This is a genomic window from Limnospira sp. PMC 289.06 (assembly GCF_032350395.1).
Lineage (GTDB): Bacteria > Cyanobacteriota > Cyanobacteriia > Cyanobacteriales > Microcoleaceae > Limnospira > Limnospira platensis.
Genome location: NZ_JARPLC010000041.1, coordinates 96 through 25,144, shown reverse-complemented (window position 1 = coordinate 25,144; position 25,049 = coordinate 96). Strand labels below are relative to the sequence as shown.

At 45.4% G+C, this 25,049-nt stretch carries 24 protein-coding genes and 2 pseudogenes; 18 read left to right on the top strand and 8 right to left on the bottom strand.

Annotation, left to right across the window (positions count from 1 at the left end; all coding sequences use genetic code 11):
* Positions 1-119: 119 nt before the first annotated feature.
* Positions 120-554, bottom strand: coding sequence for a peroxiredoxin (locus P5674_RS10950; RefSeq protein ID WP_006618744.1), 435 nt, complete (start codon positions 552-554; stop codon positions 120-122).
* Between the two features lie 159 nt (positions 555-713).
* Here P5674_RS10950 and P5674_RS10945 point away from each other — a divergent pair, with 159 nt between their 5' ends.
* The 4 genes from P5674_RS10945 (at position 714) to P5674_RS10930 (ending at position 4,400) form a co-directional block, all read left to right on the top strand.
* Positions 714-1,124, top strand: a complete 411-nt coding sequence (locus tag P5674_RS10945; RefSeq protein ID WP_006618743.1) for an Npun_F0494 family protein — start codon at positions 714-716, stop codon at positions 1,122-1,124.
* A gap of 27 nt (positions 1,125-1,151) precedes the next feature.
* Positions 1,152-2,618 carry a cobyric acid synthase CobQ gene (cobQ, locus tag P5674_RS10940; RefSeq protein WP_315669993.1) on the top strand — a complete coding sequence of 489 codons (1,467 nt, stop codon included), beginning with the start codon at positions 1,152-1,154 and terminating at the stop codon, positions 2,616-2,618.
* Between the two features lie 164 nt (positions 2,619-2,782).
* Positions 2,783-3,703 (top strand): MotA/TolQ/ExbB proton channel family protein, encoded by a 921-nt coding sequence (locus P5674_RS10935; RefSeq protein WP_006618741.1) that lies wholly within the window; start codon positions 2,783-2,785, stop codon positions 3,701-3,703.
* A gap of 97 nt (positions 3,704-3,800) precedes the next feature.
* Positions 3,801-4,400 (top strand): ExbD/TolR family protein, encoded by a 600-nt coding sequence (locus P5674_RS10930; protein WP_006618740.1) that lies wholly within the window; start codon positions 3,801-3,803, stop codon positions 4,398-4,400.
* Between the two features lie 62 nt (positions 4,401-4,462).
* On the opposite strand, the gene P5674_RS10925 is transcribed toward P5674_RS10930, so the two are convergent.
* Entirely contained in the window at positions 4,463-5,755 is a 1,293-nt protein-coding gene (locus P5674_RS10925) for a recombinase family protein (protein ID WP_006618739.1), read from the bottom strand.
* Positions 5,752-6,114, bottom strand: coding sequence for a VOC family protein (locus tag P5674_RS10920; protein ID WP_006618738.1), 363 nt, complete (start codon positions 6,112-6,114; stop codon positions 5,752-5,754). The genes P5674_RS10925 and P5674_RS10920 overlap by 4 nt, the downstream gene beginning before the upstream one ends.
* 165 nt (positions 6,115-6,279) lie before the next feature.
* Here P5674_RS10920 and P5674_RS10915 point away from each other — a divergent pair, with 165 nt between their 5' ends.
* The 5 genes and pseudogenes from P5674_RS10915 to P5674_RS10900 all read left to right on the top strand — a co-directional run bounded on the left by P5674_RS10915 (position 6,280) and on the right by P5674_RS10900 (position 10,947).
* Complete coding sequence (locus P5674_RS10915; RefSeq protein ID WP_006618737.1) at positions 6,280-7,575, top strand: M16 family metallopeptidase; 1,296 nt, start codon at positions 6,280-6,282, stop codon at positions 7,573-7,575.
* Between the two features lie 136 nt (positions 7,576-7,711).
* Positions 7,712-8,455: pseudogene (locus P5674_RS10910) on the top strand (peptidoglycan-binding domain-containing protein); the annotation flags it as partial.
* Between the two features lie 45 nt (positions 8,456-8,500).
* A complete protein-coding gene (locus tag P5674_RS10905) occupies positions 8,501-9,532 on the top strand; it encodes a C39 family peptidase (protein WP_035736117.1) in 1,032 nt (343 codons plus the stop codon).
* A gap of 116 nt (positions 9,533-9,648) precedes the next feature.
* Positions 9,649-9,870: pseudogene (locus tag P5674_RS26585) on the top strand (peptidoglycan-binding domain-containing protein); the annotation flags it as partial.
* 45 nt (positions 9,871-9,915) lie between these two features.
* Positions 9,916-10,947, top strand: coding sequence for a C39 family peptidase (locus tag P5674_RS10900; protein WP_035736114.1), 1,032 nt, complete (start codon positions 9,916-9,918; stop codon positions 10,945-10,947).
* Between the two features lie 6 nt (positions 10,948-10,953).
* Here the strand turns inward: P5674_RS10900 and P5674_RS10895 are convergent, their stop codons facing one another.
* Positions 10,954-12,330: a gluconeogenesis factor YvcK family protein gene (locus P5674_RS10895; RefSeq protein ID WP_006618059.1), complete on the bottom strand. Its 1,377-nt coding sequence runs from the start codon at positions 12,328-12,330 to the stop codon at positions 10,954-10,956.
* Positions 12,331-12,484: 154 nt separating this feature from the next.
* Between P5674_RS10895 and P5674_RS10890 the strand changes: the two genes are divergently transcribed.
* Positions 12,485-13,267, top strand: coding sequence for an ABC transporter ATP-binding protein (locus P5674_RS10890; RefSeq protein WP_006618060.1), 783 nt, complete (start codon positions 12,485-12,487; stop codon positions 13,265-13,267).
* Positions 13,268-13,339: 72 nt separating this feature from the next.
* A complete protein-coding gene (locus P5674_RS10885; protein ID WP_315669992.1) occupies positions 13,340-14,722 on the top strand; it encodes an MlaD family protein in 1,383 nt (460 codons plus the stop codon).
* Positions 14,723-14,732: 10 nt separating this feature from the next.
* On the opposite strand, the gene gatA is transcribed toward P5674_RS10885, so the two are convergent.
* Positions 14,733-16,196: an Asp-tRNA(Asn)/Glu-tRNA(Gln) amidotransferase subunit GatA gene (gatA, locus tag P5674_RS10880; protein ID WP_006618062.1), complete on the bottom strand. Its 1,464-nt coding sequence runs from the start codon at positions 16,194-16,196 to the stop codon at positions 14,733-14,735.
* Positions 16,197-16,355: 159 nt separating this feature from the next.
* On the opposite strand from gatA, the gene P5674_RS10875 reads away from it, so the two are divergent.
* The 7 genes from P5674_RS10875 to P5674_RS10845 all read left to right on the top strand — a co-directional run bounded on the left by P5674_RS10875 (position 16,356) and on the right by P5674_RS10845 (position 21,020).
* On the top strand, positions 16,356-16,823 hold the full coding sequence (locus tag P5674_RS10875) for a helix-turn-helix domain-containing protein (RefSeq protein ID WP_006618063.1): 468 nt from the start codon (positions 16,356-16,358) through the stop codon (positions 16,821-16,823).
* 28 nt (positions 16,824-16,851) lie between these two features.
* On the top strand, positions 16,852-17,433 hold the full coding sequence (locus tag P5674_RS10870) for a COP23 domain-containing protein (protein WP_006618064.1): 582 nt from the start codon (positions 16,852-16,854) through the stop codon (positions 17,431-17,433).
* Positions 17,434-17,525: 92 nt separating this feature from the next.
* On the top strand, positions 17,526-17,879 hold the full coding sequence (locus tag P5674_RS10865) for a hypothetical protein (RefSeq protein WP_315669991.1): 354 nt from the start codon (positions 17,526-17,528) through the stop codon (positions 17,877-17,879).
* Positions 17,880-17,891: 12 nt separating this feature from the next.
* Positions 17,892-18,539, top strand: coding sequence for a serine protease (locus tag P5674_RS10860; RefSeq protein ID WP_315669990.1), 648 nt, complete (start codon positions 17,892-17,894; stop codon positions 18,537-18,539).
* 130 nt (positions 18,540-18,669) lie between these two features.
* Positions 18,670-19,722, top strand: coding sequence for a M23 family metallopeptidase (locus P5674_RS10855; protein WP_152088607.1), 1,053 nt, complete (start codon positions 18,670-18,672; stop codon positions 19,720-19,722).
* A gap of 109 nt (positions 19,723-19,831) precedes the next feature.
* A complete protein-coding gene (psbP, locus tag P5674_RS10850) occupies positions 19,832-20,374 on the top strand; it encodes a photosystem II reaction center PsbP (protein WP_006618066.1) in 543 nt (180 codons plus the stop codon).
* Positions 20,375-20,387: 13 nt separating this feature from the next.
* On the top strand, positions 20,388-21,020 hold the full coding sequence (locus P5674_RS10845; RefSeq protein ID WP_006618067.1) for a nucleoside triphosphate pyrophosphatase: 633 nt from the start codon (positions 20,388-20,390) through the stop codon (positions 21,018-21,020).
* On the opposite strand, the gene P5674_RS10840 is transcribed toward P5674_RS10845, so the two are convergent.
* From P5674_RS10840 to P5674_RS10830, 3 genes are all read right to left on the bottom strand, one after another.
* Positions 21,017-22,015: a homogentisate phytyltransferase gene (locus P5674_RS10840; RefSeq protein WP_006618068.1), complete on the bottom strand. Its 999-nt coding sequence runs from the start codon at positions 22,013-22,015 to the stop codon at positions 21,017-21,019. The two genes, P5674_RS10845 and P5674_RS10840, sit on opposite strands and share 4 nt — an antisense overlap.
* A gap of 75 nt (positions 22,016-22,090) precedes the next feature.
* Positions 22,091-24,103: an FAD-dependent oxidoreductase gene (locus tag P5674_RS10835; RefSeq protein ID WP_043468255.1), complete on the bottom strand. Its 2,013-nt coding sequence runs from the start codon at positions 24,101-24,103 to the stop codon at positions 22,091-22,093.
* Positions 24,104-24,326: 223 nt separating this feature from the next.
* Complete coding sequence (locus P5674_RS10830; RefSeq protein WP_006618070.1) at positions 24,327-24,908, bottom strand: REP-associated tyrosine transposase; 582 nt, start codon at positions 24,906-24,908, stop codon at positions 24,327-24,329.
* Positions 24,909-25,049: the final 141 nt, after the last annotated feature.

Here is a 25,049-nt window from a genome sequence, read left to right as displayed (position 1 = left end):
CACATCCCACAATGGTTAGCATAACTCAGTGGCGCACCAATAAAGCCACCCCTAGAAAACTCTACGGGTGGCTAATGGTTTAAAACGGATATTTTTTTAATTTTCAATTAGCGATCGCACTAATTGACTTTAGCAAGAATATCCTGAGCGTGGGTAGAGGTGTTCACCTTGTCATCAACATGGTCAATGACACCCTCACCATTGATAATATAGGTAACACGCTTGGCATAACCGCCGCCATCTACATCATAGGCTTTGGTAATAGCGCCATCGGTATCCGCCAAAAGTTGGAAAGGTAAGCCATATTTTTCGGTAAACAGCTTGTGGGAGGCTTCGTCATCAGTGCTTACACCCAAAACCACCATATCCCGGCTTTGATAGTTTTCGTAGTTATCCCGGAAACTTTGGGCTTCCTTAGTGCAACCAGGGGTGTCATCCTTGGGGTAGAAGTAGAGAACAACAGTTTTCCCGGCGAAGTCAGAGAGGGAAACCGTATTCCCGTTGGTATCTTTAGCGGTAAATGCGGGGGCTTTAGTACCAGCAGATAAAGCCATGTTATGGTTGTCCTCCTGAAAATGAGTTTGATATGCTTTGTCTCATTATGAAGTTATTTTAAGATATTTTGCAATCAATTACACAATCCGAGCCAAATTTGGCTCGAAAGATGGAGGATAATATACTCAAAATCAGCCATCAGGAAAGCCCATCAACCCATGAGTGCCCCTAATTCGGTTTCCAAGTCGATAGAATATTCTACCGCGACGATCGCCCGAGCCCAGCGAGCCATCCGCTGTTCTCCGTTTCAAATCAAACTTTTAACCGATTCCATTGACCAAAGCGTTAAACTGAGTGCCATTAGCGGAAATCGGGGTGTAGAGTTAGGATATACGCGATCGCCTCTACCGGAATTGAGAGCCGAAAACGCCCTTTTATGGCTAATCCAAGTCGGAGTATTGAGGCGAGAAGTGGACGGTCAGGGAATTACCGATAGTTTTCGACTGACTCCCCTAGGGCGAAAAGTAGCAGAACGACTAGCCACCGATGATATAAATAATAGCAAACCCCCATCATGGGGCGATCGCCTCAGTAATGCCCTGAACCGTTACCTACGCCTTCCCCTATAAATTAGCATCTCTGCTCAAAATCCCGAAATGAAAGCAATCATGGTGGTTGGAACCACATCCCACGCCGGAAAATCCATGCTCGTCACCGCCCTATGTCGGATCATACGCCGTCAAAATCTGCGTGTAGTTCCCTTTAAAGGGCAAAATATGGCTTTAAACTCCTACGTCACCGCCACAGGTGCAGAAATGGGTTATGCACAAGCCGTACAATCCTGGGCGGCGGGTTTAGTGCCCAATGTAGCCATGAACCCAATTTTGTTAAAACCCCAGGGAAATATGACCTCTCAGGTAATTCTGAAAGGGAAACCTGTAGCCACCCTGAAAGCTACCGAATATTATGAGAAATTCTTTGATACCGGGTGGGAGACCATCACTAAATGTCTGGATTATCTACAAAAGGAATTTGATGTAATTGTCTGTGAGGGTGCGGGAAGTCCGGCGGAAATCAATCTCAAGCACCGAGATTTAACCAATATGCGAGTAGCGCAATATCTACAAGCATTCACCATATTGATAGTTGACATTGACCGTGGGGGGGCTTTTGCTCATGTAGTGGGAACCCTAGAACTACTAGACCCAGAGGAACGAGCCTTAATTAAGGGCATTGTGATTAACAAATTTCGCGGTATGCGATCGCTTCTCGATTCTGGCATTGAGTGGTTAGAGAAATACACCGGAATCCCCGTCCTCGGAGTAATTCCCTGGGTAGATATCGCCATGCCAGCAGAAGATTCTCTCAGTTTACTCGAACGCCGTTCCCGTTCCGACAATACCGATATAACCATCGCCATAGTCAGGATTCCTCGGATTTCTAACTTTACCGATTTTGACCCTTTAGATGCCGAATCCACCGTTAAAGTCCAATATGTCGAACTCAATGAACCCCTAGGACATCCCGATGCCGTAATTATCCCCGGTTCTAAAACCACCATTGCTGACCTACTAGCCCTGCAAAAAAGTGGCATGGCTGCTCAAATTCAGGATTATGTAGCAGCAGGCGGTCAGGTCATGGGTATCTGTGGGGGGTATCAGATGCTAGGACAACAGGTATCTGATCCCCGTGGCTTAGAGGGTAAAATCGGAGAATTTCCCGGCTTAGGTTTACTTCCAATCAAAACCATGCTTTTATCTGATAAAGTCTCCCGCCAGCGGTTGGTAACATCTAATTATCCAGAAATCGGATTTCCCGTAGAAGGCTATGAAATACACCAAGGGCGGACTCAAATTTTGGACAAACGGGAGACAATAGCCCTATTTGACGATCAAGATTTAGGAGTAGTCAGCAGCAATAGATCCGTCTGGGGTCACTATTTGCATGGCATATTTGATAATAGCCCCTGGCGCAGGTCTTGGTTAAATCATCTCCGCAAACCAAGGGGATTAGGAACCTTACCCACCGGGATTCCTAACTATCGCGAACAACGAGATCTGATGCTTGATACTCTAGCTGATGTCGTCGAAGAATATTTAGACCTGAGTACCATTCTCAGTTGACATGGTGGGGCGCGACCCGGAATCGCGTTTCTCAGGGGAATTTGTCTTCCCCCCCTTGTCACTTGTCCCAAGGCGATTAAAATTGAGATTGCTTTGGTTTATGGAAAACTGATAACTTTTTCGTCAATCTTGGCTAATGGGAGATCTGAAGGACAATAGGTTATATGGATATTCAACAAATCTTGGAGAGAGGCGGCCCAGCCATGTGGCCCCTAATGGTATTATCAATTTTATCCATTAGTACCATTATTGAAAGACTGTGGTTTTGGGGAAATACCCTCACCCGTGAACGCCGAATTGTCAACCGGGTTTTAGATGTCGCCCGTCGGGGACAGTGGGGAATGGCTTATCAGATTGCCAAACAAAGCAATAATCGCCCCATGGGAAGGTTTTTTTATGCCCCCCTTAAACTCGCTACCCCAGACCCTCAATTATTTAGTCTCGCCCTGGAAGCAGCCGCTGAGGAGGAATTTGTTTCTATGCGACGGGGCGATAAAATTCTAGAGGCGGTAATTGCCCTCGCCCCCATGTTAGGTTTGTTGGGAACAGTTTTGGGTCTGATTAATTCTTTGGGTTCTATCCGCCTGGGAGATATTGGTACTTCTTCGGCTGCTGATGTCACCCTGGGGATTGGAGAAGCCCTGATTAGTACAGCTACAGGCTTGATTGTGGCTATTATCAGTCTGGCTTTCTATCGCCTGTTTCAAGGCTTTTCCTTTAGCCAGGTTAAGGTCTTCCGAAAAGCGGGAAATGAATTAGAATTACTCTATCGGCAGGATTGGCCAGAGGTTAAAGCTCAGATGCTACTTCCCGGAGAGGCTAATGATGCCTCTTTGATGGCGGAAGAACCCCAGGAGGATTTTCCCCCAAAAGGTAGTTTAATTAAGCTACCCGATGAGGATGAGTCGGAGGATGATCATACTCCTTTAATCAAATTACCTTCAGAATCTGAGGATGAGGAAACCCCCTCTCAATCAGAATCCCCTGAGTCGGTAGCTGAACAAAATACTTTAATTCAACCTGTGATTAAGGGTAATTCTCGCTTGGCTGATGATGATAAACATCAAAAAGGAGAGGTTGAATAATATCCACAACACCCCCAGAGCTAATTAAACCTTTGTCATTGATACCAAGATACTAACAAACACCCTTTTTGGTGGGACTATCCACGGAGGCAGATTGATGAAAGTTAACATAGATTCTCAGGTTGATGAGGGGCGTATTGAACTGCTACCCCTGATTGATGTGGTTTTTTGTATTTTGACGTTTTTTATTTTGGCAGCCCTACAGCTTACCCGACAACAGGCGATCAATGTGGATTTGCCACGGGCGGGGACTGGTGAAACTCAGATGCAAAAAATGTTGGTGGTTGGGGTGGATATTCGAGGGGATACTTATATTGACCAGCAACGGGTTAATTCTGAACAAATGCAGCGGGCTTTGGAACGTTTTTTAAGGTGGAATCCTAGTGGCTTGGTGGTGCTGTATGCCCCTAGAGATGCCCGTTATAATGATGTTGTACAGGTTTTAGATAAAATGCGAGCTGTGGGAGGCGATCGCGTGGCGTTGGCGACTTTACCGAGTTCTGAGGAAATGCCCTCTCCGGTTGATTCTGAGGGTTTATTAGCCCCTGATGCGCTGACACCGGATAATGGGGTGGAACCTCCTATTAATCCTTTTCTCCCCTCTCAGCCGCTTAATGAAATGCAGCCAGGGAGTCCTTTATTACCGCCTCCGGGTTCCCCCACTTCTCCCACTTCTCCTCTACTTCCTGACAGTTGAAAAATGGATCATTGATGTTCACCGTCAGCAGCCACGGCTATTACAGTAGATATATGGCGGGGTTAAAAAATAAAATTTAGTTGTAAATGCCAGTTATCGCGATCGCGAATAATGTGGATTTTTTTAATAAATTCGCGCAGATAAAATCGTCTCTCGGTTTCCGATAAATCTAGCCAAAATTGGCGGATAGAAACCGCTTGGGCGGTGGCTTGTAAATTGACTGGGGGAAGTTGGGATAATTGATTCTCTAGTTTGGCAATTTCTTGGCGCAATTTATAATCTCTAATGGTGGCAGTTTCACTGTCTAAAATTCCTGTGGTTTGCAGAGTTGGCAGTTGATTTATGATGTCTTTTTTACTGGCTATTTCATCATAGATTTGCTGCTTAAATCTGTCTAAATCTGGCATCTGTAATTGGGCAACTGCTGGGGGTAGGTCGGCACAAATTCGGTCAATAGTCGCCGATAAAACATCATGATAATTAAGGGATTTGCACTTAGTTAGACGCTGACATTTTAGGGGTCTTAAATAAAGATATTCTCGTTTTTTGTTATGGGTGGTAACGCGGGTAATGGTCATCCCTGAACTACATTCACTGCACATTAATAAACCAGCTAAAGAATGGGGGGCGCTGGCTGTGCGAGGTGGGAGGCGCTGGTTGCGTCTTAATAACCTATCGATTTGGGCGGCTTCTTCACGGGAAATAATCGGGATATGAGTATTGGAAATAATCTCACTATTTTTATAAGCTAAATCCCCTCGATAAACGGGGTTAATTAACCAACGCTTCCCGGTAGTTACGGAGATTTTTTTATGATATCGCTTTTGTAAATACCGGACTGCGCCGCGTAGGGAACCATAAATTAAAAAATGCTCAAAAAAGTCTTTAACAACGGGTGCGGTGCTGCGATCAATGGTGTAGCGGTCTTTTCCTCTACGGTAGCCATAGGGTGCTTTTCCGGGGGGAGGAATGGCTTTTAAACGGTTGCGTGCGTGTCCTTGGCGCAGACAACGGCTGTGGTAAGTTTGTTTAATTTCGGAGATGAATTTGATTAAATCTACACGGGAAATATCGGAGGACTTTAGGTCGGATTGAAGGGCGATAACTTGGATGTTTAACTGTTGGAGTTGGCGGAGGCGATCGCTAACTTCTAGGACAGAGTTACCCAATTCTTCATAGCGTTGGATTAATAAATAGTTGGGGGGTGGTAGTTGTTGACAATCTTCTAGGATTTGCTCTAGTTGTTGGCGATCGCCAAAATCTTGATAAATCCCATCAATATCCCATCCCCAAATCGTCGGATCTGGCGGCGGTTCTAACAGCGGTTCCGTATAAGAATAGGCGAGAATTTTCATATTTGACTCAATTCGATAATATTACCATCAGGGTCAGCCACAAAAAGGGCTGAACGACCGGAAGCGCTCATTTGAAACGGGTAATTATGGCGGGTGAGTTGTGCTTTGGCGATCGCCAAATCAGCCACCGCGAAAGCTAGATGTCGGTTGCGTCCCCATTTCGCTTCATTGACGCGATCGCCAATTACTTGTTCAGATTCAATTAGATGAATTTGCCAATCACCAATCTGATACCATATTCCTGGGAAATTCAAAGGGCGATCGACTGTAGTTAACTGTAATATCTGGCTATAAAAATGCTGAGATTTTGCCAAGTCCGAGACTAAAATGGCGGCGTGTAGAGGTTTGGTGATATTCATAGTTGGGAGCTATTCTCGACAATTGTGATATTAGACCCATCGTAATATGCGATCGGGCGATCGCATCAACTCAAGCACTATTAACTAAATTATCACCAAATCCCCGTAACTCTGCTATAACCCCATTAAGATAGATAGGGAAAAGACCACAGGGCTAAAGATCCAATGACTTCTATCCTACTTGAATCAAATATCACCCGCTCACTAAACGCTCCCACCATCTACAAATTATCAAATGGTCTCACCATTGTGGCAGAACAGTTACCCGTTGAAGCCGTGAACTTGAATGTTTGGATTGATGTTGGATCAGCTGTCGAACCCGACCCGATCAACGGGATGGCTCACTTTTTAGAACACATGGTGTTTAAAGGGACTCCCAACCTAAAAGCTGGAGAATTTGAAAGACTGATCGAACAACGAGGCGCTTTAACCAATGCAGCCACCAGCCAGGACTACACCCATTATTATGTTACCAGCGCTCCCAGCGACTTTGCTACCCTAGCCCCCCTACAGCTTGAAGTAGTATTTAGCCCCAGTATTCCCGATGATGCTTTTGAGCGCGAGAGGCTAGTAGTATTAGAAGAAATCCGGCGATCTGAAGACAACCCCGCGCGTCGTTCATTTCAGCGGACCATGGAAACAGCCTTTAAGCGTCTCCCCTATCGTCGGTCTGTACTAGGACCAGCGGCGGCTATTGAACAGTTAACTCCTCAGCAAATGCGAGAGTTTCATCGCAGCCATTACTGTCCCCAAAAAACCACGATCGCAGTTGTGGGTAATTTACCTGTCGAGGCTTTAATTGAAACAGTAGCCGAGTCTATCCCAGCACAGACATATCCAGAACTTCCCCCAGAAGTAGATCTGCATCATCTGATTCCAGAGTCAGGATTTAGCGAAATTGTCCGCCATGAAATCATAGATGATAGCTTACAACAAGCGCGATTAATGATGGTGTGGCGAGTTCCCGGACTTAATCAACTCTCAGAAACCTATGCTTTGGATGTTTTAGCTACAATTTTAGGTCAAGGTCGTACCTCCCGCTTAGTGCAGGATTTACGAGAAAAGCGGGGTTTAGTGTCTGGGATTAGTTGCAGCAATATGACCCAGAGGCTACAGGGAGTATTTTATATTTCCGCTCGGTTGCGGGTCGAACACTTAGCCGAAGCCGAAGCAGCGATCGCCGAACATATTAACCGACTCCACAGGGAATTAATCACCCCCACCGAAATGACCAGGGTACGGACTCAAGTGGCGAACAGGTTTATTTTTGGCAATGAAACACCAAGCGATCGCGCTAATTTGTATGGTTACTATCAGGCGATCGTCGGAAATGTGAACCTAGCCTTAGAATATCCCCGCCAAATTCAATCCCTCAATGCAGAACAGTTACAACAAGCCATCCGCCAATATTTATTACCCCAAGCCTATGGGGTAGTTATCCTGAAACCTCATACCCCCTAATGAAACCGAAACCGGGAGTTGATATCCCCTTCTAAATCTCGACCCCCTCTGATATTTTGTATCAAATAATGAATTTTTGTAGAGGGGGTCAACAAACCATGTACAATTGCAGTGATTTTGTGACCTAGCACCAAAAATGAGACTACAAGATTTCCTAGGAACCAATACTCGATATGATATACAACAGATTTATGATGACGAGGCTCTGAGTCGTCAAATTCAGACTCGGCTCATTGATTTAGGGCTCCTCAATCCGCCCGTTGATGGTATTTTTGGCCCCTTATCAACAGCCGCATTCAGACGATTTCAGGAGTTAATGAACATCAGTGAATCTGGTATTCTGGCCTCTGAAACTGCCCAAAAACTCCTAGAAACTACCACTATGCGGCCCCCGAACATGAGGCTTGAGGATTTTCTGGGAACTAATATTCGATATGACTTCCAAGCCATTGATGATAATGAAGCCCTGAGTCGTCAAATTCAGACTCGGCTCATTGATTTAGGACTCCTAGCGCCGCCCGTTGATGGTATTTTTGGCCCCTTATCAAGAGCCGCATTCAGACGATTTCAGGAGTTAATCAACATCAGTGAATCTGGTGTTTTGGACTCTGAGACCGCCCAAAAACTGATAGACACCACAACTATTCGACGTGAAAATATGAGACTACAAGACTTTGTGGGGACTAATATTCGATATGACTTCCAAGCCATTTATGATAATGAAGCTCTGAGTCGTCAAATTCAGATTAGGCTCATTGATTTAGGACTCCTAGCACCGCCCGCTGATGGCATATTCGGCCCCTTGTCAAGGGCGGCTTTTCGGAATTTTCAGGAGTTAATGAACTGTAGCGAACCCAGTGGCATTCTGGGAACAGATACCGCCAAAAAACTCATAGAAACCAAAACTGTGAGTCGGCCGGGAAATATGCGGCTACAGGACTTCCTGGGAACCAATCTCCGTTATGATGTGAAGGCGATTAATGATGATGCAGGTTTGAGTCGTCAAATTCAAATCCGGCTCATTGATTTAGGACTGCTAGACCCGCCAGCAGATGGTATATTCGGTCCAAAGTCAACCGCCGCGCTGCATCGTTTTCAGCAGTTAATGGAATGCCAAGAACCGGGATTTATTGGTTCTGAGACTGCCAAAAAACTCATTGAAACTAAGGTTTCCGACCTCCCCGTAACTACTCCCATTTTAAGAGTAATCAGAAATACAGTTTTCAAGGTGAGACCGATCGCCTCTTCTCAACTGAATAACTCCGAGAAATTTTCAGTACCAGCCGGACGGGAATTTTCAGTTTTGGCTTATGATCCGATCCGGGCACATTTAAGGGTAGCTTTGCGTAATCAGTCCTTTGGCGGTTATTCTGTGTTGTATATTTGGGGTGGCCATGTGGAAGTTTACGAGGGAGGGAGCAGAACCCATCCCCGACCCCTACCGACAAGCCGTCGTTTGAATGTTCCCTTCAAGTCACAATTAGATAATTTCTATAACCCCACAGGGTCTTGTAATGTGACTTCCCTGGCCATGTGTTTGGAATATTTTAATATTCCGCGTCGCGATTTGAGATATCGTCAATTTGAGGATGAACTATATCGCTATGCCCTGAATATGGGTTATAGTCGCCATAATCCCTACGATTTAGCTCGCATTGTCCGAGACTATGGTGCTAGGGATCATTTTACCGAAAATGCCGTAATTGAGGACGTGCAGGACTGGGTAGCAGCGGGTTATCCGGCGGTTATCCACGGATACTTTACCTCCTTTGGGCATATTATCGTCGTGGTAGGCTATGACCAAAATGGGTTTATCGTCCATGACCCTTATGGCGAGTGGTTTTCAACCGGATATCGAACCGATTTAAGTGGTGCTTACTTACACTACTCCTATCGACTTATTCGGCGGGTGTGTATTCCTGATGGGAATTTTTGGGTGCATTTCATCTCCAGGTGAGATAATTTTAACCCCACTTTAACCAACTCCTAATAACTTGCATAACTCCTGTGGAGTTGTGGAGTACATAGCCAGCCGAGCAACTTCTACAAAACACCAAAATTAGAACTATAGACATGAGACTACAGGACTTTGTGGGGACTAATACTCAATATGATATCAAAGCCATTTATGATAATGAAGCTCTGAGTCGTCAAATTCAAACTCGACTGATTGATTTAGGACTCCTAGCGCCGCCAGTTGATGGCATATTTGGCCCCAATTCAACGGCAGCTTTTCGGAGTTTTCAGGAGTTAATGAACTGTAGCGAACCCAGTGGCATTTTGGGAACGGATACCGCCAAGAAGCTGATCGAAACCAAAAGTGTCAATCGCCAGGGAAATATGAGGCTACAGAACTTCCTGGGTACAGATATCCGATATGATGTGAAGGAAATTAATGCTGATGCAGGTTTGAGTCGTCAAATTCAAATCCGGCTGATTGATTTAGGGCTGCTAGACCCGCCAGCAGATGGCATATTCGGTCCCAAGTCAACGGCGGCGCTGCATCGTTTTCAGCAGTTAATGGAATGCGAAGAACCGGGATTTATTGGGTCAGAGACTGCCAAAAAATTAATTGAAGCTAAGGTTTCTGACCTCCCGGTAACTACTCCGATGTTAAAAGTGACCAGAGATACAGTTTTGAAGGTCAAACCGATCGCCTCTTCTCAACTGAATAACTCCGAGAAATTTTCGATTCCAGCGGGACGGGAATTTTCAGTTTTGGCTTATGATCCGATCCGGGCACATTTAAGGATAGCTTTGCGTAATGAGTCCTTTGGCGGTTATTCTGTGTTGTATATTTGGGGTGGTCATGCGGAAGTTTACGAGGGAGGAACCCAAACCTACCCCAGACCCCTACCGAGAAGCCATCGTCTGAATGTTCCCTTCAAGTCACAATTAGATAATTTCTATAACCCCACAGGGGCTTGTAATGTGACTTCCCTGGCTATGTGTTTGGAATATTTTAATATTCCCCGCCGTGATACGAGATATCGTCAATTTGAGGATGAACTGTATCGCTATGCTATCAATAAGGGCTATAGTCGCCACAGTCCCTACGATTTAGCCCGCATTGTGCGAGACTATGGTGCTAGGGATTATTTTACCGAAAATGCGGTAATTGAGGATGTGCAGGACTGGGTAGCAGCGGGTTATCCGGCGGTTATCCACGGATACTTTACCTCCTTTGGGCATATTATTGTGGTGGTGGGCTATGACCAAAATGGGTTTATTGTCCATGACCCTTATGGGGAGTGGTTCTCCAGTGGATATCGAACCGATCTAAGTGGTGCTTACTTACACTACTCCTATCAACTAATTCGGCGGGTGTGTATCCCTGATGGCAGTTTTTGGGTGCATTTTATCTCGAAGTAACAAGGTCTAAACTCTGCTGTACCAACGCAATAGGACTTGGGCGAGTCGTTTGGAGTTGTGGCGGACATAGCCAGTGTCGCTATCAACTTCAATGATATTGGTTAATACCATTCTTCGCCCTAATTCCTTGACGGCTTCCCGGTCAATGAAAACCGGGTGAGAGTCTTCTTGAGCATAGCGGATTAATGCTTGAGCTGGGGGGACTTTTCCTTGGACTAAGACGGCATCAAATAGTTTATGGCCACAAGCGTCATCGATCGCCCGAATGTGGTCGGCGACGCTATAGTTATCAGTTTCCCCTGGTTGGGTCATGACATTACAAACATAGATGCGGGGGACTTGGCTTTGAGCGATCGCTTCGGTAATTTCTGGGACCAATAAATTGGGGATAACGCTAGTGTAGAGGCTACCCGGTCCGATAATAATCAAATCTGCTTCTTGAATGGCGCTAATAGCTTTAGGAAGGGCTGGGGGGTTAGCAGGTGTGCAACCAATTTTGACAATTTTACCCCTAGCTTCTGTAATACTAGACTCTCCATGAATACGACGGCCATCTTCTAATTTAGCCCACAGGTGAACATCGCTGAGGGTAGCGGGTAGGACTTGACCGCGAATAGCCAAAACCTTAGAACTAGCTGCGATCGCCCTTTCCAGGTCTCCGGTCACCTCTCCCATAGCCGTGAGGAATAAATTGCCAAAACTGTGACCTGTTAAACCATCGCCAGCCCGAAATCGGTATTGGAATAATTCAGTGAATAGCTTTTCCTCGTCAGCTAAGGCCGCTAAACAGTTGCGAATATCTCCTGGGGGTAACACTCCAATTTCGCGGCGCAAGCGCCCAGAGGAGCCACCATCGTCCGCTACGGTAACAATAGCGGTGATATTAGCGCTGTAATCTTTCAAACCCCGCAGCAGGGTTGATAGACCTGTTCCGCCGCCAATAACTACGATTTTCGGACCTCGGTTGAGGCGGCGCAATGCGATGAGGCGATCGACCAATTCCTGATCACCTTCGGGGGTGAATACCTGGGTAATAGAGTTAAAGCTGCGACTCTGACCCCAAAAAATGAATAGTAAACCCGCCAAAATTAGCAACGGCCCAGAAATCGAGTTAGGGATAATTTGGGTAATCCATTCCAAAAATCCCCTCAGCAGTTGCAAAATATAGAAAATTGGGGTCATTCCTGTCCAGATAGCTAACCCCAAACTGGTCAGCAATACCCCACCGGCGCTAATGAGTAACCACCGTTTGACTAGCAAACCGGGGGCTAACCATTTGAACCACTGTCCTATTCTATGGGAGGAACGGTAGCCTGAGCGACTCCAATTTAGTCGGAGTTTGAACAGGCGACGCAGTTTCAACCTAAGAGAAATAATCGACATTTGATAATAGACCTCATAAAAATCTGTTGTGGTTAAATTTGGGCAAACCTAATTCGAGATGATAGCCTGTATCTCGCAACTTATAGTTATGTAGATAGTCCATAGGGGAAGAGTCTATGGCCAATGGGGAATGGGAACTGAATCAAAATCTAATATGTCTGAGCCACTAATTGAACTGCGAGGAATTTCTAAAACCTTTGGTTCCAATGTGATTTTAGATGGGGTAGATCTAAGCATCTATCAGGGTCAAGCCTTGGGAATTATCGGCCCTTCTGGGACGGGAAAATCAACGATTTTGCGGATTATAGCCGGGTTATTGCCTCCTGATGCTGGAGAAGTATATGTCAAGGGACAACTGCGACGGGGTTGGGTGGATGATCTTAGTGATCCGATTGGTATTGGCATGGTGTTTCAGAATGCGGCTTTGTTTGACTCTCTGAATGTTGAACAAAATGTGGGATTTCGTTTGTATGAACACAGCAGACTTTCCCAGGCTACTATTCGTCAATTAGTTGAGGAAAGGCTAGAAATGGTGGGTCTGCCTAATATTTGCGATCGCTATCCGGCAGAATTATCTGGAGGAATGCGAAAACGGGTGAGTTTTGCCAGAGCAATTATGCCCAACCCGGAAAACCCCAGCGATAACCCTGAAGTTATACTTTATGACGAACCAACGGCGGGTTTAGATCCGATCGCTTCAACGGTGATTGAAGATTTGATTCGCAGCCTGCAAAAGCGGGACGGGGGTGGCAGCACCTATGTGATGGTGACACACCAAGATAGTACGATCCGCAGAACCACAGACCAGGTAATTTTTTTGTATAAAGGTCAAATTCAATGGCAAGGGTCGATTGAGGAGGCTTACAGGTCCGATAATCCAGCGCTGATACAGTTTTTTACGGGCAGTGTAAGCGGACCCATTCAGGTGGTCAATTAGCTGATGGGAGCCAGAAAATTGTTAAGTTAACCTAACATAGGAAGATGGGACAGGCAAATGGGAGGATAAATAATGCGATCGCGAAGTGTCCGTGAAGGATCAGTCGGTTTGTTGATTATATTGGGAGTGGGGCTATTTGGAGCCACAGCTTTTTGGCTGCGGGGGCTCACTCTTGGTCAGCAGAGTTACCAAATTCGGGCTGAATTTCCTAGTGCTACTGGTCTTCAAATTGGGGTACCTGTACGATATCGGGGGGTAAAAGTCGGGCGAGTTACCAGAATTCAACCCCAGTCTAATGGGGTGGAGGTGGTGCTAAATATTGAATCTACGGATTTAGTCATGCCACGAAATTCCCAAGTTTTGGTCAATCAGACGGGTTTTCTGAATGAAACCTATGTTGATATTATCCCCAATGCAGTCTTAACTCCTGAGTTAGTGGCGGCTAACCCCATTAGTGCTACCTGTCCCTCATCAGATATTTTGTGCCATGAGAGTTCTATTCAAGGTTTACCGGGTATTAGCCCCGATCGCCTCATGGAGACTATGCTTGATTTAGGGGAACTCTATGGCAACCCGGAATTATTTGCTAATCTAAATGCGGCGGTGGAAAATACCGCCCTCGCCGCCGCCGAAGCCACGAAACTGACCACCCAAATGGGTCAATTAGTTGAGATAGCTAAATTGGAGTTGGGTAATTTTAGTGCCTCGGTGGATCAAAACATGAACTTATTTTCCTCGGAAATGACTCAGCTTTCCGATCAACTAGAGCGCTCCATGCAGGAAGTCAGCGGAGCGGCACTGCAGTCGGCTAATTCCTTAGACAGGGTAACAGGTGATATCAGTGCCTTAACTCAAGAGGTAAATGCCTTGGTGGCTACCAATCGCTCAACCTTGCTGACGACCTTAAATAATATTAATGAAACCAGCCAGGAATTGAGTGTAGCGATCGCTACACTAACCCCAGTTATAGCCCGGTTTGAACAGGGGGAACTATTAACCAATCTGGAAACCCTATCAGCCAATGCGGTGATCGCTTCGGAGAATTTGCGAGATGTTTCCAAGACTGTCAACAACCCCGATAATTTAATCTTACTGCAACAAACCCTAGACTCTGCCCGTTCCACCCTGCAAAATATGCAGAAGGTGACCGCAGATATTGAAGATTTGACAGGAGATCCGAGATTGCGCGATAGTTTACGGAGGATCATCAACGGCTTGGGTAATATTCTCGCCTCCACCGAGGAGTTAGAGCGCCAAACGGCTGTGGCGGAAACCCTAGCCCCCCTCAGTCAAGCGGCGGAGGCGGGGGATGAAAAAACCATAAAACTGCTATTCTCGGAAATCGATTCAGATTTATCGGATTTATGGGCTTTGGTCAGTTCACCAGACACCGCCGCTAATTCTCCCCGGTGGACTATTGACAGCACTTCCTCCGTAGACATTTCTGGGGAATAAGAGGGAGCTACTAGCTGCCTATGGTTGGGTTATGCTTATGCCAAGGGGTGGCTTGTTCATAAGCATGGGCGACTTCAAACAGACGACTTTCGCCGAGAACTTTGCCAATTAACTGCATTCCTATGGGGAGACCCTGGCTGTCAAATCCACAGGGAACGCTGATGGCCGGTAAACCGGCTAAATTGACGGGAATTGTCATCAGATCGGACAGATACATACTCAGGGGGTCAGAGGTTTTTTCTCCGGCTTGAAAAGCGGTAGTCGGAGAGGTAGGACAAACTAAGACCTCTACTTGGGTAAAAGCGCGATCGAAATCTTGTTTAATCAGGGTTCGGACTTTTTGGGCTTTCAGATAATAGGCATCATAGTAACCAGCAGACAAAGTATAGGTTCCTATCATGATCCGACGTTTGACTTCTGCCCCAAAGCCTTCGGCGCGGGTTTTGGCGTACATCTCAATCAGGTTATCAGCATCAGGAGTGCGGAAACCATATTTAACCCCGTCATAGCGGGCGAGATTAGCGGAAGCCTCGCTGGGGGCGATAATATAGTAGGTGGGCAGACCATAGCGGAACCGAGGACAGGAGATGACCTGAATTTCTGCGCCTAGGCTTTGCAGAACTTCGATCGCTTTAGTGACGGCTTGTTCTACTACGGGATCTAAGCCTTCCCCGAAGGTTTCTTTAATTACCCCAATTTTGATTTTGCTTCTGGGTTTAAGGGAGGGCTTTAAAAAATCGGTATAGTCGGGGATATCTACATTAAGGCTGGTGGAGTCTTTGGGGTCGTAACCGGCGATCGCATTTAATAAAATGGCTGCGTCTTTGACCGTGCGACCAAAGGGGCCAATCTGATCCAACGAAGAAGCATAAGCTACCAACCCATAGCGCGATACTAGCCCATAGGTGGGTTTCATGCCTACAACTCCACAGAATGAGGCTGGTTGACGAATGGAACCCCCTGTATCCGAACCAAGGGCAACTACTGCCTCATTGGCTGCTACGGCTGCTGCTGACCCGCCAGAGGACCCTCCGGGAACTCTGGTTATATCCCAAGGGTTAGCGGTGATTTGAAAGGCTGAGTTTTCGGTGGAACTTCCCATCGCAAACTCATCTAGGTTGGTTTTTCCAAGTATAACTGCTCCGGCTTCTATGAGTTTGGTGGTCACAGTGGACTCATAGGGAGGCACGAAGTTCGCGAGAATTTTCGAGCCACAGGTGGTGGTAATCCCTTCCGTACACATATTGTCTTTGACGGCTATGGGAATGCCTGCTAATAATCCGATTTCGTCTCCGGCGGCGATTTTAGCATCAACCTGTCGGGCTTGTTGTAGGGCTCGATCTGCGGTAATACACAGAAAACTTTTGAGTGTGGGTTCTAATTTGTTAATGCGATCGAGCGCTTCGGTGGTGATTTCCACAGCAGAGCGTTCTTTATTTACCAGTTGTTGGTGCAACTCGCAGATCGATGCCATGCGGTCTCCTCTGTTTTAGTTCCAATATTTGAGTTTACCGAAAAATTGGTAACACTCTACTACCTGATCCTTCCCGATCGCTAAATTTTTGTTTGATCCGGAAATTTTGCCAGCCTGACGATAGATCAACCAGTGTTATGGATGATGAGATGAGGAGGTATGCCACCAAAGGCTCATATTGAACCCCATTTATCGGTTGATGATCTCAAAAACCGTTACCGACAAGCTAGAGATACTACTGAGTCCCGTCGGTGGCATCTTCTTCATTTGGTGGGTAGCGGTTGGACGATCAAGCAAGCAGCAGAAGTTGTGGGGTTAAATTACGACTACGCCAAAGAGATTATCCGCCGTTATAACCACGAAGGCCCACCTTCGGTGAGAAACCGTAGTCGCGATCGCCAGCCCCCTGTGGCGCGATCGCTTTTGACTAAATCACAGCAACAGGAACTCAAGCAGGCTTTGCTGGGTCCCGCTCCTGATGGGGGACCGTGGTCTGGCCCCAAAGTAGCCCAGTGGATTGCTGAACGCACTGGCCGCCAGCACGTTTGGCCTCAGCGGGGATGGGACTATCTCAAACGATTAGGGATTAATTGGAAGCAACGGAACAATTCTGGTTCGGAATTTTGATCTATTCAGTTATCTGGTTGTAAGGACAATGAAACCAAAATATCTATTGAATTTAGCCACGGGAGCAACCATGGCGATCGCTTCTTTCTTTGTTACTAATGGCACAGTGGCTGAAGAAACCGAAATTACACAGTTTCCGCGCCATCGACATCAGCTACTACAGCGACCTAATAGAGTAGTTCAACAAGAGTTTTTCTGTGGCCGTAGTGATGATGATGTTCCTACTACCTTTGTCAGAAACTCTCGCGGGACTTTTCCCGTCATTCGTTGGGTTTCTTTGGTTTTTAATCAGGCTGGTTATGTACCACAAACTCGCTGTCGCCAAGTTTCTTCTAAATTTCAAGAGTTCTATGAGCGAGGATTGCTTAATTATGTGACTACAGGAACCGTTAATCGACAACCTGTTATCTGTGTTTCTGATGCTAAGGATGGTCCCTGTTTGGGGGTTTTATTTACTCTCAAACCTAATCAAGATGCTCGCCGCACTATCCGACAGCTTTTTGCTCTACAAGCTAATGCTAATGCTGGTCCTTTAGAAGAAAATGGTTCTCGTCTATATTTGGATTTTCAGCAATACCTAGATCAGCAAATCACTTTTAATTCTGATTAAAGGCTGATGCTTCTGCCTCCTTGGTTGATGGGTAAGTGGCGTGAGCCGGAGGCAGGAATAATTAATCATGGCAGTTTTTTATGAGAGTTTAAATGCTATTACTGCCTTTTTTAATGGCTAATTTTTGGGGAATTGAGCAGCATCATTTAGATTACTTTTTTCTCCCTGATCAGTTAACCGTCATCACTGGCTCTAAAACTGCGGGCTGTGTTGAGGGTGAGTGGCGACCTTGTAGCCCTCAAAAATTGCAGGCGATCGCTGAATCTATTACAGTCAAAATTATTTCTGGGTCGGCTTGGGGGTCGGGAATCATCCTGAAAAGAGAAGGTGATTTATATACAGTCTTGACCAATGATCATGTCATCAATACCGAGGAATCTCCCTATTTAATACAAACTCCTGATGGTCATATTTATCAAGGCTATTTACTCAACAATGATGCCTGACAAGGACAAGATTTGGCTCTGATTCAGTTTCAGGCTCCCCCCAATTATGCGATCGCCTCTTTCCATCCTTCCGCGACTCTCTCCCCTGGTGATAAAGTCTTCGGCGCGGGTTTTCCTTTGGAGATAGATCGAGATAATATTGAGACCATTAACCTTAACAATAATCATAGTAAATTACGAGACACAAAACCATCATTATATCATCTATTTCAGCCCAAGTCATCCCTCGCCAAATTTCCTGATCAAAAATATCCTCCTACCAGGAATCAAGGATTTAATTTAACCAGAGGTAGAATATCCTTCCTTTCCGAAAAACCCTTTAAAAACGGTTATCAGATTGGCTATACTAATCCCATCCAAAAAGGCATGAGCGGCGGCCCCCTGTTAGACCGTTGGGGAAAGGTAGTCGGTATTAATGGAATGCACGCCTACCCTCTTTGGGGAGACCCCTATATTTACGATGATGGTGAACAGCCACCCCCAGATTTACGCGAAAAAATGAGACATCTGGCTTTTGCTATTCCTAGCGATCGCTTAACTGAATTAGCACCGGAATTTTCCCCAATCCCACCATTATATATTACTGAATACAATGGGATTTTATGGGAGTTTAACTCTCCTGATTCCCCGCATTTTTGGCTGCCACCCATCCGCCCATAAATCGAGCAACTTTTTACCGACATATCATCTGGTAGCCTCAGACCCCGTAAATAGTAATCCCCAGCCAACCCGATTAGGGATTTGCTATAATTAGCAACGGCACATATAACACATATCCCGTATCTGCAAAATGCTCAAACACCTGCGATATCTATGCTTGTTTATGTTAGGGTTAGGACTATCGCTGCTGATAGGTTGTGTTCCTCCGTCAATCAGTTTAAGCCTTAATTCCCAACCGGATACAGTAGCGATCGCCACAGATAGCGTCAGCCTGTCTCCACCCCTTAAATGTGAATTAAATAAAGATTGTTTAGTGATTTTATACACCGATCGCGATCCGAGTCCCAAAGCCGTAGATTTTGGCTGTGGTCGCCAAACCTATGATGGTCATAAAGGAACAGATTTTGCGATTCCTGATGAAAGAATGATGGCTGAAGGAGTCCCCGTATTTGCATCAGCCTCTGGTCAGGTATTAAGAGTCCGTGATGGAGTCGAAGATCGGCGCATTAGACATCCAGCGGAAAGGTCAAGGGTAGAGGGTCAAGAATGCGGTAATGGGGTAGTTATTGACCACGGAAAAGGTTGGGAAACTCAATATTGTCACCTGCGGCGGGGTAGTGTAGCCGTTAAATCAGGCGATTCGGTCAATACTGAAACAGTATTAGGAATGGTGGGAACATCTGGTTTAACCTCCTTTCCCCATGTTCACATCACCGTTACCCATGATGGACAGGTAGTTGATCCTTTTGTGGGTCCGACCTCCTCACCCGGTTGTCAGACTAGCTTAGATCCTATTTGGAATCAACCTTCTGGGTATAATCCCACAGGTTTAATTAGGGCGGGATTTTCCACAGACCCCCCCGACATGGACCAAATTTGGGATGGGAAGCATTCAGAAACCGTATTGTCCGCCCAAATTCCCGCCCTATTATTCTGGGTACAAGCCTATGGTATTTTAGCGGGGGATGAGGTTAAATATAGAATGATTGACCCCAGAGGTAATGTGGTAGTTGACCATAATGATCGGATTCAATCTCCCAGTCTCACCTGGGTGGGCTATGTGGGACAAAGAAATTCTGGCGCTAGTCTACTTCCAGGAGTCTGGAAAGCTGAATATAGCCTTACCCGTGGCGATCGAGTTTTAATAAATGTACAACGACAGGTTGAGTTAAATTTGACCTAACCAGAGTTAAACAGCCGATTAATGGGACAATATTGATACTCTCGATCGCTGTCAGAGTCTATCGAGACTCGATCAAGCATCGATTTTGCAGTAATGGAAATGTGTTTCAATGTTCAAACGAATTGCATCAATTATCCTAGTTGTTGTTAGTCTCACCCTGGGGGGATGTGTAGCCACCGGGGGAGGTCTAAAAAGTTTTGTGGACACAGCAGATGGCTATGAGTTTCTTTACCCTAACGGTTGGGTAGAGGTGAGGGTCTCTAATGGACCGGATGTGGTTTTTCACGATATGATCGACTCGACGGAAAATGTTAGTGTGGTGATTAGTTCTGTGACTAGGGGTGATAGTTTAGAGGAAATTGGCACTCCCACAGAGGTGGGATATACCCTCAGTAAAAATGCGATCGCCCCAGAGGGGTCCGGTCGGACAGCAGAGTTGTTGAATGCTGGGAAAAGAGAATCCACCAATAATACTTACTATTTACTCGAATATGCTGTCACTCTTCCTAATCAGCAAAAACGGCATGATTTCGCTAGTATTGCTATCAGTCGGGGTAAGTTGTTTACTTTGAATATATCCACCAGTGAACAGCGTTGGCAAAAAAGCAAAACTCTGTTAGAACAAGTGGTGCGATCGTTTACTGTTTATTAACGGAGATTCTGATATGGCGGACTCAGCTATCACTTTTGTCCTGGCTTCTGCTTCCCCAGCCAGATATAGACTCTTAAAAACTGTGGGAATTGATCCAGTAGTAATTAAGAGTGATTTTGATGAGTCTAGCATTCAGATTGATGATCCGACTGCATTGGTAGAACAACTCGCTCAAGCCAAAGCGGAAGCTGTGGGGAGACGGTTAAAAGACCATCCCCCTAGCTATTTAGACAACGGTAAAAATGCGCTAATTTTGGGCTGTGATTCGGTGTTGGTGATGGGGGGTGAAATTTACGGTAAACCGGCTGATAAAGCGGAAGCGATCGCCCGTTGGCAAAATCTCAGTGGTCATGTGGGACAGCTTTATACTGGTCATGCTTTGCTGGATTTGAATAAACCCAAACTTTTGGTTTTATCTCGCATAACTGATGTGCATTTTGCGACTGTTGATGAGGAGGAAATCCGGTCTTATGTGGAGACCGGAGAACCTTTAAACTGTGCGGGATGTTTTGCTATTGAAGGGAAAGGGGGGGCTTTTGTTGATAGGTTAGATGGCTGTCATACTAATGTGATTGGTCTGAGTTTACCTCTGCTGCGGTTGATGCTTCGAGAGTTGGGGTATGGAATCACTAATTTTTGGAATTAACCCAATAAACAGGCGATGGGGAATAGTATATATTCCAGAAAAAACAGTTTCCAAATGAGTTGGTAAAAATTGGCGATCGCCTGTTTATCCCCTAGGTCTACACTGGTGCTTTTCCACCACATAAAACTTAGTAATATCAGATTAGTTATCACTAAAAATACTGGGTTTAAACTCCCATAAATTAGGAAAGCCGCCGCCATCATTCCTAAATAACAGATGGTGATTACTCCCCTAGCTAGATTAAATACGGCTACGGTTCCCAGACGGATGGTAAAGGTGGTAATATGGTATTGGCGATCGCCTTCAATATCGGGGATATCCTTAAAGATGGCAATCGCAAACGTAAACACCAAAATAAATAGGGTTAACACCCAGACGCTGGGGGGTATCACCGGAATTTTCCATAATTGGGGGGTTGATAACTGTTGGCTAAAATGACAAAATAGCCCCAGGTTGACAATCACCCCCCGCACTGTAAATATACATAATGCCGCCCAAACGGGAAATCTTTTTAAGCGTATGGGAGGGAGGGAATAGGCGGTTCCGAGGACTAAACTAATGCCAACAGTAGCTGCTAAAAAAGGCCCCCCAACCACTGCTAAAATGACCGCCAATATCCCTGTAGTGGCTACGATAATTTGACCCTGGCGGCGAGAATATACCCCAGAAGCTAAAGGTAAGTCGGGTTTATTAATTACGTCTATTTCGATATCTTCTAATTGATTAAGACCGACAATATAGATATTCCCACACAGACAGGCTATCCAACTAATCAGCAGGATGGTTAAATTTGTAGGGAGAAAAGGGGCGTTTTCCCATGTAGTAGGATTAAGTTGATCACTAAATGCGATCGTAAATAACCCCAATACACTGAGACTGGTTCCGATAATGGTATGAGGTCGGGAAAATTTCCAGAAAGCATACAGCCAAGGCGCATTTTTCTGAACCGGGTTCCCAGTAACTTTTGGTAATGCGATCGAGGAATTCTGATTCATAATTGGGTTAAATCGTTAATATGCAATAGAGTTAATGAGTCAGATTGTCCATGGTCTTCAACCTACTGTAAAAAATCATCTCCAATTTTCCCAAGAACGGTTAAAAAGAGAAGTGCGGGGAAATGCGATAGGATTACCATTTTCTTGGATGAACCATTGTAACTCATCTAGTAAAGGCGATCGCCTTGGTAAATCCGCCACTAATTGATAGGGAAAAACATCATTTTCAAAAGCAAAAACCGCCGTCATTCCCGCCGCCGCACCAGAAGACCATTCAAAGGAATGCACCCGGTAAGCCGCCGCCGCAATATGGCTAGTAGCAATACTTTTACCCACCACCAATAAATTATCAATTTCCTGGGGAATCATAGCCCGGAGAGGAATTTGGAAGGGGTAAGCCTGTCCTTGTCCGAGACGTTCTCCCTCTCTTTCAGTATTTCCCGGAGTTTCGTGGGGGCTTAAAGTCATACAGGGGTGAAAATCGATCGCATAATGTCCAATACCCACCGTATCAGGATAAATGGTAGATCTCCCTCTGCGGGAAGTCTGTTCAACCGTTTGATTTCTAGCGACTAAAGCTGGTAATTCCAACCCCGCCAAAGCCATCCATAACTCCCTAAATTCTGAAGCCGAGAGATTTTCCCGGTAAAAATCCCCGGCAAAATCATTACGAGAAATATCAGTTTCCCAAATCATAAACCCTTGAGGTTGACCGAAGGAAGGGCGACCAATAATCCGGCGCGCCTCTCGCATATAGGGAAACTTAGAGAGTCCGTGGGCGGTTCCCATGGGCTGATCAAATCCTCTCAAAAATCGATGATTAGGGTAGATATTTTTAACACCATCGCCCAATTGAGAATCAGTAGTCCCTTTCACTAACCAATAAAAGAAACCCTTGGCATTTTCTTCGCCATATTGCAAGGACTGCACCCGTAGTCCGCCCATCCAATTTCCGGGTTCTAGCTGCCCGCTGGCGGCTAGTTGTCGGGGAGTTAGGATTAAATTGTCCTGAGAGGTTCCAGGGCGGTAGTCATTGCCCCAAGTCCAGTTTTGCATGGAGATATCCCCAGGATAAATGGTCCACCTGCGTGGGTCGGGGTGAAAAGGTCCTTCTGGGTTTTCGGTGTGAATGCGACGGTAAGTAAACACTAGGGTAAAATTGGCTAATCGCTGCAATTCATAGCTGTAGTAGGGCGCATAGCGTTCGTAAAATGGTGGTTTTTCGATGGGTTCTGGCTCGGCGAGGGCTTTCATGGCGAAAGTATAGGTGAAACCCTGGGTGCAATAGGGGTCTCCGGTGACGCTGGAGGAGGTGGGTTCTAGGGGGTTGCGTGGGTCTATACCCAAGTTGTGGGGAATATTGGTCATGCCGATAATTTCCCCGGTTTCTGTGGCTTCTACCACATACCAGTTAGCGGCTTGTTTATCTGTGTTGGCGGGGAGAAATTCGATAATGGTTTTGGTGAGACGGGGTGAGTCTTCCCAAGTGTAAGCATCTTCAATAATTTGGGATAGGGGTTCGGTATTTAGGGGGGGTGTACCGGGGGCGGCTTGATGTTGAATGGCGATCGCACTGAGAATTTTTCGATCTGCTATTTCCACATATTTAGGAACAGTATTAGGAAACCATTTTAAAGTCCCTTTTCCCTGTTTTGCCGCATCTTCTAGCATTGATGATAAAATCGCGTGACCGTTATAAGGTCGGAAACAAGACTCGCTTACCCAACAACCACCAGGGTTAAGGATGCCGTATTTTTCTTTAATGCGATCGCGCAATTCTAGGTATCCTCGCGGGAAAAATAATAAGGATCTTTGAGTTTGTCTTTCATCTAAAGCAGAGGTTCCCTGGGAGGAAATTTGACCCCCTACCCAGTCCGTGATATCAGTTAAGCAAACTGTCCGACCTGCTAATAATGCTTCATAGGCTGTGGCTGCGCCTGCTAGTCCACCACCAAACACTAAAATATCACAGGTTTCTTGAGTATCTGTAGTCCTGGGTAAACTCGCATCAGCTACTTGCTGACTGAACAGGGAAGCCACTATACCTAGGGCAATTTTTACATAAAACGCAGTTTTAATAATCTTCATCATATATTACCATGGAGAACTTGCTAATTTGGGGTTGATGGGTCAGTTGGTAGGAGACCTCAGACAGATAAATTGATAATTTCAACCATTATATATTCCCCAGACCAAAATGGGTAAGGTGCATCCTATAGATAAATCATGATTGGTGGGTAGGGTGCGTCAGAGAGATAAATCATAATTGTCACCTGAGATGTTGAGGTCTGACGCACCATTTTCATATTGTCTATTGGTCTGACTCACAATTTTCAAAATTTGACATTTTACCAAAATATCCTGAAAACTTAATCAATTCATTGACACCCCAATCAACCGAATATACACCTTGTTTTACCAACCGATGAAAGCTAGAAAATTTCCAATATTTAGGAGATTCACATAAACCATGCTTGACCGGATTATAATCAATGTAATCACAGCAATTCTCAAAATCTTCTTCGTCTTTGATTAAATGCTCCCAATATCGCCTTTGCCATAAATTGCTCTCTTTCCGCTTGTGACGAGAGAGAGTTACTTCCGTGCTTAGTTTGAGTTTATGGCTACAGCTGCGCGTCACAAAACTTTTTAAATATCGCCATCGCATCGGATAATTTTTATCACCTTCTGGTAGTGTCCAAATACAATGAAAGTGATCAGGTAATAGAGCGATCGCATCTAAAGAAAAAGGATATATTTTTTGCAATCTTTGGAATCCTGTTCGTAAACCTTCCCGTCCAATTTCAGTACATAGCCAAGGGTTCCTTTTATAGGTGACTTGGGTAAAAAAGTAGGTTGCGCCTGGAACAAATAATCGACGATAATTAGACATGGCTTGATTGGGGTGTAGAGTTAGGATGCGTCAGATAGATAAATCATAATTTTAACCTGATGGGTAGGGTGCGTCAGATAGATAAGTCATAATTTTAACCTGATGGGTAGGGTGCGTCAGATAGATAAGTCATAATTTTAA